Origin of the sequence: Thermomonas flagellata (assembly GCF_022419185.1) — a bacterium.
Taxonomy (GTDB): domain Bacteria; phylum Pseudomonadota; class Gammaproteobacteria; order Xanthomonadales; family Xanthomonadaceae; genus Thermomonas; species Thermomonas flagellata.
This window is the reverse complement of record NZ_JAJOZK010000004.1, coordinates 51,989-64,318: the sequence shown is the minus strand read 5'-3', so window position 1 is coordinate 64,318 and position 12,330 is coordinate 51,989. Positions and strand designations below refer to the sequence as shown.

The 12,330-nt window shown below is 74.4% G+C and carries 12 protein-coding genes; 7 read left to right on the top strand and 5 right to left on the bottom strand.

The genetic code is table 11. The annotated features are described in order from the left end of the window. Positions 1-4 precede the first annotated feature (4 nt). The gene (locus tag ML340_RS05130; protein ID WP_240097379.1) at positions 5-1,282 is read right to left on the bottom strand and encodes a flavohemoglobin expression-modulating QEGLA motif protein; all 1,278 of its coding nucleotides are present in this window, start codon (positions 1,280-1,282) and stop codon (positions 5-7) included. Between the two features lies 1 nt (position 1,283). Next, complete coding sequence (gene rsgA / locus ML340_RS05125; RefSeq protein WP_275672629.1) at positions 1,284-2,363, bottom strand: ribosome small subunit-dependent GTPase A; 1,080 nt, start codon at positions 2,361-2,363, stop codon at positions 1,284-1,286. Between the two features lie 100 nt (positions 2,364-2,463). Here rsgA and ML340_RS05120 point away from each other — a divergent pair, with 100 nt between their 5' ends. From ML340_RS05120 to grxD, 3 genes are read left to right on the top strand one after another with little or no spacing between them, the layout of a single operon-like run. After that, entirely contained in the window at positions 2,464-3,723 is a 1,260-nt protein-coding gene (locus tag ML340_RS05120) for an aminotransferase class I/II-fold pyridoxal phosphate-dependent enzyme (protein WP_240097375.1), read from the top strand. Further along, positions 3,720-4,349, top strand: a complete 630-nt coding sequence (locus ML340_RS05115; RefSeq protein WP_425608289.1) for an SGNH/GDSL hydrolase family protein — start codon at positions 3,720-3,722, stop codon at positions 4,347-4,349. The genes ML340_RS05120 and ML340_RS05115 overlap by 4 nt, the downstream gene beginning before the upstream one ends. A 48-nt stretch (positions 4,350-4,397) precedes the next feature. Next, positions 4,398-5,321, top strand: coding sequence for a Grx4 family monothiol glutaredoxin (grxD, locus tag ML340_RS05110; RefSeq protein WP_240097371.1), 924 nt, complete (start codon positions 4,398-4,400; stop codon positions 5,319-5,321). 19 nt (positions 5,322-5,340) lie between these two features. On the opposite strand, the gene ML340_RS05105 is transcribed toward grxD, so the two are convergent. The 3 genes from ML340_RS05105 to ML340_RS05095 are packed head-to-tail and all read right to left on the bottom strand — an operon-like array spanning position 5,341 to position 8,079. Further along, positions 5,341-6,741 (bottom strand): cryptochrome/photolyase family protein, encoded by a 1,401-nt coding sequence (locus ML340_RS05105; RefSeq protein ID WP_240097369.1) that lies wholly within the window; start codon positions 6,739-6,741, stop codon positions 5,341-5,343. Positions 6,742-6,758: 17 nt separating this feature from the next. After that, entirely contained in the window at positions 6,759-7,310 is a 552-nt protein-coding gene (locus tag ML340_RS05100) for a DUF924 family protein (protein WP_240097367.1), read from the bottom strand. Next, the gene (locus tag ML340_RS05095; RefSeq protein WP_240097365.1) at positions 7,303-8,079 is read right to left on the bottom strand and encodes an AMP nucleosidase; all 777 of its coding nucleotides are present in this window, start codon (positions 8,077-8,079) and stop codon (positions 7,303-7,305) included. Before ML340_RS05095 ends, ML340_RS05100 begins: the two co-directional genes overlap by 8 nt. Before the next feature lie 142 nt (positions 8,080-8,221). Between ML340_RS05095 and ML340_RS05090 the strand changes: the two genes are divergently transcribed. The 4 genes from ML340_RS05090 to ML340_RS05075 all read left to right on the top strand — a co-directional run bounded on the left by ML340_RS05090 (position 8,222) and on the right by ML340_RS05075 (position 12,301). Next, the gene (locus ML340_RS05090; RefSeq protein WP_240097363.1) at positions 8,222-9,604 is read left to right on the top strand and encodes an amidohydrolase; all 1,383 of its coding nucleotides are present in this window, start codon (positions 8,222-8,224) and stop codon (positions 9,602-9,604) included. Then, positions 9,601-10,899 carry an amidohydrolase family protein gene (locus tag ML340_RS05085; RefSeq protein ID WP_240097361.1) on the top strand — a complete coding sequence of 433 codons (1,299 nt, stop codon included), beginning with the start codon at positions 9,601-9,603 and terminating at the stop codon, positions 10,897-10,899. The genes ML340_RS05090 and ML340_RS05085 overlap by 4 nt, the downstream gene beginning before the upstream one ends. Before the next feature lie 23 nt (positions 10,900-10,922). Next, positions 10,923-11,276, top strand: coding sequence for a DUF1761 domain-containing protein (locus tag ML340_RS05080; RefSeq protein WP_240097359.1), 354 nt, complete (start codon positions 10,923-10,925; stop codon positions 11,274-11,276). An 83-nt stretch (positions 11,277-11,359) separates the two neighbouring features. Further along, positions 11,360-12,301, top strand: coding sequence for a DegV family protein (locus ML340_RS05075; RefSeq protein ID WP_240097357.1), 942 nt, complete (start codon positions 11,360-11,362; stop codon positions 12,299-12,301). Positions 12,302-12,330 lie beyond the last annotated feature (29 nt).

The following is a 12,330-nucleotide window of genomic DNA, read 5'->3' as shown; positions in this document are numbered from 1 at the left end:
ACGCTCACAGCTCGACCACGGTCTCCGGATCGACGATCTGCTCCAGCCGGATCTGGTTGGCGAACAGCGAGAACGCCAGCATCCCGGCCAGGCCGTTGGCGCGCGCCACCCATTCCGGCAGCCAGCGCGGCGGCTGCAGCACCCCGGCGTCGAACAGCGGCTCGAACCGGCGTACGTCGGCCAGGGTCATCTTGCCGGCGAACAAGAGCCGCCCCAGGCGCAGGCGGTCGTGCTTGAGCGCCCAGCGGAAGAAAGTGTGCACCCCGATCAGCCCGCGCAGGTACACGGTGTCCTTGGTGAAGGCGCTGCCGCCGGTCACCGGCACCCCGCGGAACACCCGCTGCGCCGAGGTGAAGCTCTCCACCGGGCTCTGCCCGGCGTCCAGGAAATAGCGGAACACCTGCAAGAAGTCCGCGCCCTCCAGCGCCATCGCCACCGCCTCGATGCGCAGGCTGACCCGCTTCATGCGCTCGATGTCGATGCTGCCGGTGATGTGCTCGGCGAACACCGCCAGCCCCTCCTGGGTCGCGGTGGTGCGCGGCGAGGACAGCGCCAGGCTCGGCAGCACCGCCTGCTGCTGGCCGTTGAGCGCGGTCAGCGAGTGCACGAAGGCCTCGTGCTGCAGCAGCTGGTGGCGGTCGTAGTCGGAGAACGCGGCGCCGGCGCGCAGGCGGATCCGGGTCGGCCCGGCGGCGGCCTTGGCGATCAGCTCGGGATCCAGCTCGACCTGGATCAGGCGCTCGCCGAAGTAGGCGTCCAGCGCCGCCTGCAGCTGCAGCGACAGCGCGGTGGCCGAGATCTGCACCTGCTCGGCGGGCGAGAGCAGCTCGTGGTCGAGGTCGTTGGCGATCGCGATGAAGTGGTTGGCCGCCTCGCGGGTGCTGGCGCCGCCCGGCAGCGGCTGGTCGGGCCGCCCGAACAGCGCGATCGACAACCCGGTGACCGCCGGGCGGCCGAGGTTCTCCAGCAGCTGCGCGGCCAGGTCCCAGCTGTGCGCCGAATCGATCAGGTACTGCCCGAGCGGATGCGCCGGGTCCGCGGCGGCGGCCACCGCGGCGCATTCGCGGCGGGCCTCGGCGAAGTCGTGGCGCGGATAGGCATGCCGGGGCAGGCGCACCCGGCCGCGTTCCCAGTCGGCCAGGAAACGCTGCTGCACGCGCGCCGGCCAGCTGGCCAGGCTGAGCAGGCGCAGCGGCCTGGCCGCGCGCGCCAGGCGCGCGTCCAGCGCGGCATGGTGGGCGACCGCACGCGCGTCGGCCGGCGCGGGACGGTCCAGGTCCATCTCAGGCGCGCCCCGCCGGCGGCCCGCGCCGGCGCGCGGGCGCGGCGGCCTCGGCCTGGCGCTGCCCGCGCAGGCGCGCGGCCTGCGCGACCTCCGCCTGCAGCTTGCGCCAGTTGTCGAGGCGGCGCGCGTCCAACCGCCCCTCCTCCACCGCCGCGCGCACCGCGCAGCCGGGTTCCTGCGCATGCCGGCAATCGCGGAAGCGGCACTGCGCGGCCAGCGCCTCGATGTCGGCGAAGCCCTCGGCCACGTCCTCCTCGCCGGTCGGCTTGAGTTCGCGCATGCCCGGGGTGTCGATCAGGCAGGCCCCGCCCGGCAGCGCGAGCAGGGCGCGGTGGGTGGTGGTGTGGCGGCCGCGGCCGTCGCCGGCGCGCACCGCGCCGGTCTTCATCTTCTCCTCGCCGAGCAGGGTGTTGGTGAGGGTGGACTTGCCAGCGCCGGAGCTGCCGACCAGCACCACGCTCTGCCCCGGCCCGAGCCACGGCGCCAGCGCAGCGACGCTGGCGCGGTCCTTGGCATTGACCGCCAGCACCGGCGCGCCGCACGCCGCCAGCGCCGCGCGCGCGGCCTGCGGGTCGGTCGCGGCGCGGTCGGCCTTGGTCAGCACCACCACCGGCTGCACCCCGCCGCCGCCGACCAGCAGCAGGTAGCGCTCGATCCGGCGCGGGTTGAAGTCGGCGTCCAGGCCGCTGACCACGAACGCCGTGTCGATGTTGGCGGCGATCACCTGCTGGCGGTAGTGCTCGCCGGCGGCGGCGCGCTTGATCGCGCTCTGGCGCGGCAGCAGCGCGACGATCCGCAGCCCGCGCGGCGGGGGGCCCGCGACCAGCACCCAGTCGCCGACCGCCGGACGCGCCTCCGGAGCGAGTTCGCCGGCGCGGTAGCTGCCGGCACGCTGCCACTCCGGCAGGGACTCGGCGGGCAGCGCCTGCGCCGGCGCTTCCGCCACCCGGTAGCCGCTGCGGTGCTGCTCCACGATCCGCGCCGGGCGCGCCTGCGGATGTGCGGCCAGCGCCTGCGCCCACGCCGGCGGCAGGGTGGCGGGCGTCCAGCGCCAGCCGATGGCCGCCAGCGGGTTCATGGGGTCGGGTGCAGGCACATGCGCCGATTCTAGCCAGCCGCGGCGCGCCGGCGCGGTTTCCGCTAGGCTGGCGGCCCGTCCCGCCACTCGCGCCACCCGGATGTCGCCGCCGCTCCCGCGCCACAAGATCGCCACCCGCACCCGCCTGACCGAAGTCCGCTACGAGATCCGCGGCGAACTGGCGCGCCGCGCGCGCGAACTGGAGGCCCAGGGCCGCCGGCTGATCAAGCTCAACATCGGCAATCCCGGCGCGTTCGGGTTCCGGGCGCCGGAGCACCTGCAGCACGCGATCGCCGACCACATCGCGCAGACCGATCCCTATACCCACCAGCAGGGCCTGCCCGAGGCGCGCGCGGCGATCGCCGCGTTCCACAAGGCGCGCGGCACCCCAAACGCCTGCCCGGAGCGGGTGTTCGTCGGCAACGGCGTGTCCGAGCTGATCGACATCGCCCTGCGCGCGCTGCTCAACCCCGGCGAGGAAGTGCTGGTGCCCTCGCCCGACTACCCGCTGTGGAGCGCGGCCACCATCCTCAACGACGGCCGCCCGGTCTACTACAAGCTGGACCGCGACAACGGCTTCCTGCCCGATCCGGAGCAGATCGAGTCGCTGATCTCGGCGCGCACCCGCGCGCTGGTGCTGATCAACCCGAACAACCCGACCGGCGCCAGCTACCCGCGCGCGCTGCTGCAGCGGATCGTGGAAGTCGCGCAGCGCTACCGCCTGCTGCTGCTGGTGGACGAGATCTACGACCACATCGTCTACGACGACGCCGTGTTCCAGCCGGTCGCGCCGCTCGCCGGCGACCTGCCGTGCGTGAGCTTCGGCGGGCTGTCGAAAGTGCACCGCGCCTGCGGCTGGCGGGTGGGCTGGGCAGTGCTGTCGGGCGACCCGGTGGCCTGCGGCGACTTCCACCACGCGATGGACCTGCTGGGCGCGCTGCGCCTGTGCGCGAACGTGCCCGGGCAGTTCGCGATCGCGCAGGCGCTGCACGGCGCGGACACCATCGGCGCGCTGGTCCGCCCCGGCGGCCGCTTGTACGAGACCCGGCGCGCGCTGATCGAGGCCTGTGCGGCCAGCGAGCACCTGGCGCTGGTGCCGCCGGCGGGCGCGCTGTACGGCTTCCCGCGGGTGGTCGGGCCCGCCGCGCAGGGCTTCGACGACCACGAATTCGCGCTGGAGATGCTGGAGCAGGAGGACGTGCTGATCGTGCCCGGCACCAGCTTCAACGTGCCCTACCGCGACCACTTCCGGGTCACCCTGCTGCCGGAGGCGCCGGTGCTGCGCGAGGTGTTCGCCCGGATCGAGCGGGTGCTGGCGCGCCGCGCCGAGCAGGCCCAGCGCCCCAGCGCGGTGGCCTGAACCGGGCGCGGGCGGTGCTGCGCTACCTGGCGCTCGGCGATTCCTACACCATCGGCGAGGGCATCGCGCCGGAAGGGCGCTGGCCGCGGCAGCTGGCCGAGCGCCTGCAGGCGCTCGGCGTGCCGCTGGCGGAACCGCGGATCCTGGCCCAGACCGGCTGGACCTGCGCCGAGCTGGCGGCGGCGCTGGACGCCGCCGAACCGCCCGGGCCGTGGGACCTGGTCTCGCTGCTGGTCGGGGTCAACGACCAGTACCGCGGGCATCCGCTGGCGCAGTTGGGCCGGGACTACGCGGCGCTGCTCGAGCGCGCGCTGGCGCTGGCCGGCAGGCGCCCGGCGCGGGTGCTGGCGGTGTCGATCCCGGACTGGGGGGTGACCCCGTTCGCGCGCCGCGAGCTGCGCAGCCCGGCGCGGATCGCGCGCGAGCTGGACGCCTGCAACGCGCTCGAGGCAAAGGAATGCGCCGCGCGCGGGATCGCGTTCGCCGACGTGACCGCGCTCAGCCGCGCCGCCGGCGACGCCGCCGGCATGCTGGCCGAGGACGGCCTGCACCCGTCGGCCGCGCAGTACGCGCGCTGGACCGCCGCGCTGCTGCCCTATGCCGAGCGCGCGCTGGCCGCGGCCTGACGCGACGCGGCGTACACTGGCCGCCCCTTCCCCCGCGAGTGCGTCCCGATGTCCCTCGACCCCGCCCTGCGCGCGCGCATCGACGCGCTGTTGGCCCGCGAACCGGTGGTGCTGTTCATGAAGGGCAACCCGCAGGCGCCGCAATGCGGCTTCTCCGCGCGCGCGGTGGCCGCGCTCGACGCCGCCGGCGCGCGCTATGCGCACGTGGACGTGCTGGCCGACCCGGAGATCCGCGAGGGCATCAAGCTGTACGGGGACTGGCCGACCATCCCGCAGCTGTACATCCGTGGCGAGCTGGTCGGCGGCTCGGACATCATCGCCCAGATGGCGGCCAGCGGCGAACTGCACGCCGCGCTCGGGCTGCCGCCGCCGGACCGCACCCCGCCGGCGATCCGGATCACCCCGGCGGCGGCCGCGTTCCTGCGCCAGGCGATCGCCCAGGCCGGCGCGGACATGGCCCTGCAGGTCGAGGTCGATGCCCGCTTCAACACCCGCCTGCAGCTGGCGCCGCCCGACCCGCAGGCGATCGTGCTCGAACAGGACGGCATCCGCGTGCAGTTCGACCTCGCCAGCGCCCCACGCGCGCGCGGGCTGGTGATCGACTGGGTCGAGGACGCGCGCGGCCGCGGGCTGGTGATCGAGAACCCGAACGCGCCGCCGCGGGTGCGTGCGCTGACCCCGGCGCAGGCGGCGGAGGCGGTGCGCGCCGGCGAACTGCTGCTGGTCGACGTGCGCCCGCTGGACGAACGCCTGCTGGCGGAGGCCCCGGTGCCGTACCGCCACCTCGACGCCGGCAGCGCCGAGCTCGAGGCGCTGCCGAAGGACACCGCGATCGCCTTCCTGTGCCGCAGCGGCGGGCGCAGCGCGCAGGCGGCCGAGCACTTCCGCCAGCTCGGCTTCACCCGCGTGCACAACGTCGAAGGCGGGATCAACGCCTGGGCCCTGCTCGACCCGAACCTCCGCCCGTATTGAGGCGGCCCGATGCGGCGGCTCAGCCGCGCCGGATCGCCTCCAGCGCGGCCAGCGCCTCGGCCCGTCCGCGCGCGAGGTCCACGATCGGGGCCGGGTAGCCGCGCGGCGGCGCGCCCCCTTCCCACGGCGCATGCCGGCGCGCCGGCGGCAGCCCGGCCAGTTCCGGCACCCAGCGCGCGATGTAGGCGCCGTCCGGGTCGAACCGCTGCGCCTGCAGCACCGGGTTGAACACGCGGTGGTAGGGCGCGGCGTCCGCACCGGTGCCGGCCACCCACTGCCAGCCCAAAGTGTTGTTGGCCAGGTCGGCGTCCACCAGGGTGTCCCAGAACCAGCGCGCGCCGTGCCGCCAGTGCTGGCGCAGGTGCTTGGTCAGCAGGCTGCCGGCGATCATCCGCACCCGGTTGTGCATCCAGCCGGTGTGCCACAGCTCGCGCATGCCCGCATCCACGATCGGGATGCCGGTGCGCCCGCGCTGCCAGGCGCGCAGCAGCGCCGGGGCGTCCGCCGCCCACGGGAAGGCGTCGAAGCGCGGGTTGAAGTTCGCCTCCGGCGTGTGCGGAAAATGGTGCAGCAGGTGGTAGCCGAACTCGCGCCAGCCCAGCTCGCGCAGGTAGGCCTCGCCGCCGCCGGCGGCGGCCGCGCGCACCGCATGGGCGACCCGCCACGGCGCGATCTCGCCGAAGTGCAGGTGCGGCGACAGCCGCGAGGTGCCGGGCCGGTCCGGGAAGTCGCGCGCCTGCGCGTAGTCGGCCAGCGCCCCCTGCAGGAAGCGCGCCAGCGCCGCCTGCGCGCCGGCCTCGCCGGGGGTCCACGCCTGCCAGAAGCCGGCGTCCCAGCCGCGCGCCGGCGCCAGTGCGCGCGCCAGCGCCTGTACCGGTTGCGCCTCCGGCAGGTCGGGCGGCGGCGGCAGCGCGTCTGGCGCCGGCTGCAAGGCCGGCCAGCGCCAGGCCGCCTGCAGCGCGCGCCAGAACGGAGTGAACACCCGGTACGGCTCGCCGGCCTGGGTGCGCACGTCCCACGGCTCGGCCAGCAGCGCGCCGTTGCGGCTCTGGGCATCGATCCCGGCCCCGCGCAGGGCCTGCTTGAGGGCGGCGTCGCGCGCCTGCAGGGCCGGCTCGTAGCGGCGGTGCCAGCGCAGCACGCGGATGCCGCTGGCCGCCAGCACCCGCGGCAGCACCTCCTGCGCCGGGCCGTGCAGCACCTGCAGGCGCGAGCCGCGCGCGCGCAGGGCGGCGTCCAGCGCCAGCAATGAGCGCGCCCGCCACGCGTTGGAGGCGGCGCCCGGCGCCCAGGCGCCCTCGCCCTCGGGGTCGTGCACGTACACCGGCACCGGCGCCAGGCCCAGGCGCAAGAGTTCCTGCAGCGCCGGGTGGTCGTCCAGGCGCAGGTCGTCGCGGAACCACAGCAGGGCACGGTCCATGCGCGCGTCCGGTCAGGTCAGAAGCCGCCGCCGGCGGCCAGCCAGGCGCGCTCGGCGTCGCTGCTGCTACGCCCGAGCACGGCGTTCCGATGCGGGAAGCGCCCGAACCGCGCGATCACCTCCTGGTGCGCGCGCGCATAGCGCAGATACTCGGCATCCCCGAGCGCGGCGAACAGCGCGACCGCGCGCGCCTGCATCGCCGCGTCCTCGGCATGCTCGAACGGCAGGTAGCAGAACGCGCGCAGCTCCGGCGCGATGCGCGCGTCGTGGCCGGCCGCCAGCATCGCCTGCGCCGCCTCCAGCGCCAGCCCGTCGGTGGCAAAGGCATGCGCGCTGCCGCGGAAGATGTTGCGCGGGATCTGGTCCAGCAGCAGCACCCGCGCCAGCGCGGCCTCGGGCTCCCCGGCCCAGGCGTCCAACTCGCGCCGCGCAGCGGCGAAATGCAGCGCCTGCCAGCGCGCGCGGCACTCGGCGTCGAAGGCTTCGCCGCCGCGGAACCAGCGCGCGCGCCCGGCATCGCGCCAGAACGCCAGCAGTTCCTGTGCCGGCGCCGGCAGCGGCTCACTCATCGAAGCGCAGGTGGCGCACCGAGCGCCCGTGGCGGCGGATCAGCCGCAGCGACTCGATGCCGATGCGGATGTGGTTCTCCACGAACGCGGCCGAGACCTTGGCGTCCGAGGCCTCGGTCTTGACCCCCTCCGGGATCATCGGCTGGTCGGAGACCAGCAGCAGCGCGCCGCACGGGATGCGGTTGGCGAAGCCGGCAGCGAAGATGGTCGCGGTCTCCATGTCGATCGCCATGCAGCGCATCGCTCGCAGCTTCTCCTTGAAGGCGTCGTCGTGCTCCCAGACCCGGCGGTTGGTGGTGTAGACGGTGCCGGTCCAGTAGTCCAGTTCGAGGTCGCGGATGCTGGTGGAGATCACGCGCTGCATCGCGAATGCGGGCAGCGCCGGGACCTGCGGTGGCAGGTAGTCGTTGCTGGTGCCCTCGCCGCGGATCGCGGCGATCGGCAGGATCAGATCGCCGAGCTTGTTCTTGCGCTTGAGCCCGCCGCACTTGCCGAGGAACAGCACCGCCTTGGGCTGCACCGCCGACAGCAGGTCCATCACGGTCGCCGCGTTCGGGCTGCCCATGCCGAAGTTGATCATGGTGATGCCGTCGGCGGTCGCGCTCGGGAACGGGCGGTCGCCGCCGACCACCTGCGCCCCGGTCATCTGCGCGAACTGGGTCAGGTAGCCGCCGAAATTGGTCAGCAGCACGTGCTGCCCGAACTGGTCGAGCGGCACCCCGGTGTAGCGCGGCAGCCAGTTCTCGACGATCTCGTGCTTTTCCTTCATCGGCATCTCCTCAAGGCGAAGGCGGCGCCGGGCGCCGCGCGGCTGGGCGCGATTGTCCCACGCGGGCATGACTTCGGTCAGGGGACGCCGGCCCGCGCCGCGCGCTACGGTCGGAACAGGCCCACATGCGCCGGGGAACCGCATGAAACCCATCGCCGCCGCCGTCCTGGCGGCCCTGCTCGCCGGCTGCGCCGGCGCGCCGCAGAAGCCGGCCGCCGCCGGCAAGCCCTACGACTTCGCCGCCGACCCGTACCCGAGCACCTACCGCCCGGTGGCGTCGGCGCCGGTGCTGCTGCAGCACGCCACCGTGCTGACCGGCACCGGCCAGCGCCTGGACGATGCCGACGTGCTGCTGCGCGACGGCCGCATCGCCGCGGTCGGCCGCGGCCTGGACGCACCCGCCGATGCCCAGCGGGTGGACGCGCGCGGCAAGTGGATCACCCCCGGGATCATCGACATCCACTCGCACCTGGGCGTGTACGCCAGCCCCGCGGTCAATGCCCACAGCGACGGCAACGAGGCCACCGCCCCAGTCACCCCGAACGTGTGGGCCGAGCACTCGGTGTGGCCGCAGGACCCGGGCTTCGCCACCGCGCTGGCCGGCGGCGTGACCAGCCTGCAGATCCTGCCCGGCAGCGCCAACCTGATCGGCGGGCGCGGGGTCACCCTGAAGAACGTGCCGGCCACCACCTACCAGGCGATGAAGTTCCCGGGCGCGCCCTGGGGCCTGAAGATGGCCTGCGGCGAGAACCCCAAGCGGGTGTACGGGCAGAAAGGCGGGCCCTCGACCCGGATGGGCAACGTCGCCGGCTACCGCGCCGCGTTCGCCGAGGCCGCCGAGTACATGAAGAAGCGCAAGGCCGGCGGCAAGGAGGCCGAGGGCAAGCGCGACTACAAGAACGACACCCTGGCCGCCGCGATCGACGGCGACATCCGCGTGCACATCCACTGCTACCGCGCCGACGAGATGGCGATCATGCTCGACCTGGCGCGCGAGTTCGGGTTCAAGATTTCCGCCTTCCACCACGGGGTGGAGGCCTACAAGATCGCCGACCGCCTCGCCGCCGAGGGCGTGTGCGGCGCGCTGTGGGCGGACTGGTGGGGCTTCAAGATGGAGAGCTTCGACGGCATCCAGGAGAACATCGCGCTTGTGGACCGCGTGCCCGGCGGCTGCGCGATCGTGCACTCGGACTCGTCCGAGGGCATCCAGCGCCTGAATCAGGAGGCCGCCAAGGTGATGGCGCGCGCGCACGCGATCGGAATCGACATCCCGCCGGAGCGGGCGATCCGCTGGATCACCGCCAACCCGGCGCGGGCGATGGGGATCGACGCCCAGACCGGCACCCTGGAACCCGGCAAGATGGCCGACGTGGTGGTGTGGAACGGCAATCCCTTCAGCAGCTACGCGCTCGCCGAGCAGGTGTACGTGGACGGCGCGCGCCTGTACGACCGCCGCGATCCGGCGCGGCAGCCGACCTCGGACTTCCTGCTCGGGCAGGGCGCGGCCGCGGGAGGTGTGCGATGAGCGCGCGCCGCCTGCTGCGCGCCTGCGCCGCCGCGCTGCTGCTGGCCGCAGGCAGCGCCCCTGCGCAGGACCTGCTGATCCGCAACGCCACCGTGCACACCGCGGACGCCGCCAGCGGCACCCTGCGCGGCGCCGACGTGCTGGTCCGCGGCGGCCGCATCGCCGCGGTCGGGCGCGCCCTCGCCGCGCCCGCGGGCACGACGGTGGTCGAGGCCGGCGGGCGCCCGCTGACCCCGGCGCTGTTCGCCGGCATCAACGACATCGGGGTGGAGGAAGTCTCCGGCGAGGGCGCGACGGTGGACGCCAGCCTCGCGCTCGGCGCGAACGCGGCCGACATGCGGGTGCGCCCGGAGTTCGACGTCACCCTCGCCTACAACCCGGACTCGGTGCTGGTGCCGGTGGCACGGGTCGAGGGCCTGGGCTGGAGCCTGCTGGCGGCCGGCAGCAAGCCCGGCGGCTCATTCGTCGGCGGCCAGGGCGGGGTGGTGCGGCTGGACGGCAGCCTGGACGCGGTCGGCCCGCGCGCGCTGTTCGTGACCCTGGGCGGCGAGGGCGCCAGCCTCAGCGGCAGCTCGCGCGCGGCGCAGTGGATGCTGCTCGACCAGCTGCGCGACGAGGCGCGCGGGCGGATCGGGCCGGACTCGCCGTTCGCGCTGCTGACGCCCGCCGGGCGCAGCACGCTCGCGCGCTACCTCGGCGGCCAGGGCCGGGTGCTGGTGCGGGTGCAGCGCGCCGCCGACATCCTGCGCACCCTGCGCTGGGCGCAGGCCAATGGCGTGCAGCTGGCGCTGGTCGGCGCCAGCGAGGGCTGGAAGGTCGCCCCGCAGATCGCCGCGGCGAAGGTGCCGGTGTTCGTGGACGTGCTGGCCAACCTGCCCGGCGACTTCGACGAACTGGCGGCGACCGCCGAGAACGCCGCGCGCCTGCACGCGGCCGGCGTGCCGGTCGCGTTCTACCGCAGCGACGATGCCTCCCACAACGCGCGCAAGATCCGCCAGGTCGCCGGCAACGCGGTCGCCTACGGCCTGCCGTGGGAGGCCGCGCTGGCCGGGCTGACCACGGTGCCGGCGCGCGCGCTCGGGGTCGAGGCGCAGGTCGGCAGCCGGATCGCCCCCGGGCAGCGCGCCGACCTGGTGCTGTGGAGCGGCGATCCGCTGGACGTGGCCAGCATCGCCGAGCAGCTCTGGCTGGACGGGCGCGCGCTGCCGATGCGCAGCCGCCAGACCGAGTTGCGCGACCGCTACCTGCACCCGGATCATGGGCTGCCGCGGGCGTATCCGGAGCCCGCGCGCTGACCCCTCCGCCGCGGACGCCTGCCATGGGCCCGAACCTGGTCGACATCAACTGGTGGGCGATCCTGCTGGCGGCGCTGGCCGCCCTGCTGCTGCGCGCGCTGTGGTACCGCGCGCCGCGCGCGGGCTGGCGCACGCACGCCACCGCCTTCGCCGCGGCCTTCGTGTCCGCGGCGGCGCTCGGCATCCTGCTGCGCCCGAACCCGCCGCTGTTCATCGCCGCCCACGCCGGGTTCCTGACCGGCCTGGCCTACGTCGCGATGGCCCTGGGGCTGAACGACGCCTACCGCGGCCGCCCGCTGCGGGCCTGGCTGCGCGATGCCGGCTTCCACACCCTGCAGTTCACCCTGTACGGGGTGATCCTCGGGCTGTGGCACTGAGTCCGGCTGCCGCCCTGCGGCGTGCAGGCGGCCGCGGTTTGCGCTAGCGTCGGCTACCTGATCGGGGGGATCGGAGGACGCCCATGCGCATCGGGATCGTGGTGGATTCGGCCTGCGACGTGCCGCCGGACTTCATCGAGCGCGAACGCATCACCATCCTGCCGGTGACCGTGCAGATCGGGCAGGCGGTGCTGGCGGACATGCGCAACGAGGAGGCCACGCTCAACTTCCTGCACGACCACGTGGCCAAGCACGGCATCGACGCGGAGACCACCCCGTTCACCGTGCAGCAGGTGCACGACCTGTTCCTGGGCGAGCTGGTGCTGGACTACGACTACGTGTTCTGCATCACCACCACCCGCACCCGCAGCGGCATCCACGACAACGCGCTGCAGGCCAGCTACAGCATCCTCAACGACTACAAGCCGGTGCGCCAGGCCGCCGGCAACAACACCCCGTTCTCGCTGCGCGTGATCGACAGCCAGAACGTGTTCGCCGCGGTCGGCGTGCTGGCGATCGAGGCCGCGCGCCTGCGCGCCGCCGGCGAGCCGCCGCCGAAGATCCGCGCGCGCCTGGAGCAGCTGGCGCTGTCGCTGCACGGCTGCATGGTGCCGCCCGACCTCAACTACCTGCGCGCGCGCATCCGCAAGCGCGGCGACCGCAGCGTCAGCCTGCTCAGTGCCGCGCTCGGCACCGCGCTCGACATCAAGCCGGTGCTGCACTGCAACCGCGGCGAGACCGAGCCGGTGGCCAAGATCAAGGGCTACGAGCACGCCGCCGAGCGCCTGTTCGGGTTCGCCGCGCAGAAGGTGCGCGCCGGCCTGCTCACCCCCACCCTGTGCCTGAGCTACGGCGGCGAGCTGGAGCGGATGCGCGCGCTGCCCGGCTATGCCGCGCTGCGCGCCACCTGCGCCGAGCACGGGGTGGAGGTGTACGAGAGCATCATGGGCCTGTCCGGCCTGGTCAACGTCGGCATCGGCGCGCTGGTGGTCGGCTTCGCCGCCGACGGGCCCAAGTTCGCCTAGGCCACCACCCACGCCTCACGCGCCTGCGC

Excerpts from the sequence above, each read along its gene's own strand:
- ML340_RS05085 (WP_240097361.1), top strand. The coding sequence starts at position 9,601 with ATGAGCGCGCGCCGCCTGCTGCGCGCCTGCGCCGCCGCGCTGCTGCTG.
- ML340_RS05090 (WP_240097363.1), top strand. The coding sequence starts at position 8,222 with ATGAAACCCATCGCCGCCGCCGTCCTGGCGGCCCTGCTCGCCGGCTGC.
- ML340_RS05120 (WP_240097375.1), top strand. The coding sequence starts at position 2,464 with ATGTCGCCGCCGCTCCCGCGCCACAAGATCGCCACCCGCACCCGCCTG.
- rsgA (WP_275672629.1), bottom strand. The coding sequence starts at position 2,363 with ATGAACCCGCTGGCGGCCATCGGCTGGCGCTGGACGCCCGCCACCCTG.
- ML340_RS05075 (WP_240097357.1), top strand. The coding sequence starts at position 11,360 with ATGCGCATCGGGATCGTGGTGGATTCGGCCTGCGACGTGCCGCCGGAC.
- ML340_RS05080 (WP_240097359.1), top strand. The coding sequence starts at position 10,923 with ATGGGCCCGAACCTGGTCGACATCAACTGGTGGGCGATCCTGCTGGCG.
- ML340_RS05095 (WP_240097365.1), bottom strand. The coding sequence starts at position 8,079 with ATGAAGGAAAAGCACGAGATCGTCGAGAACTGGCTGCCGCGCTACACC.
- ML340_RS05130 (WP_240097379.1), bottom strand. The coding sequence starts at position 1,282 with ATGGACCTGGACCGTCCCGCGCCGGCCGACGCGCGTGCGGTCGCCCAC.
- grxD (WP_240097371.1), top strand. The coding sequence starts at position 4,398 with ATGTCCCTCGACCCCGCCCTGCGCGCGCGCATCGACGCGCTGTTGGCC.
- ML340_RS05100 (WP_240097367.1), bottom strand. The coding sequence starts at position 7,310 with ATGAGTGAGCCGCTGCCGGCGCCGGCACAGGAACTGCTGGCGTTCTGG.
- ML340_RS05105 (WP_240097369.1), bottom strand. The coding sequence starts at position 6,741 with ATGGACCGTGCCCTGCTGTGGTTCCGCGACGACCTGCGCCTGGACGAC.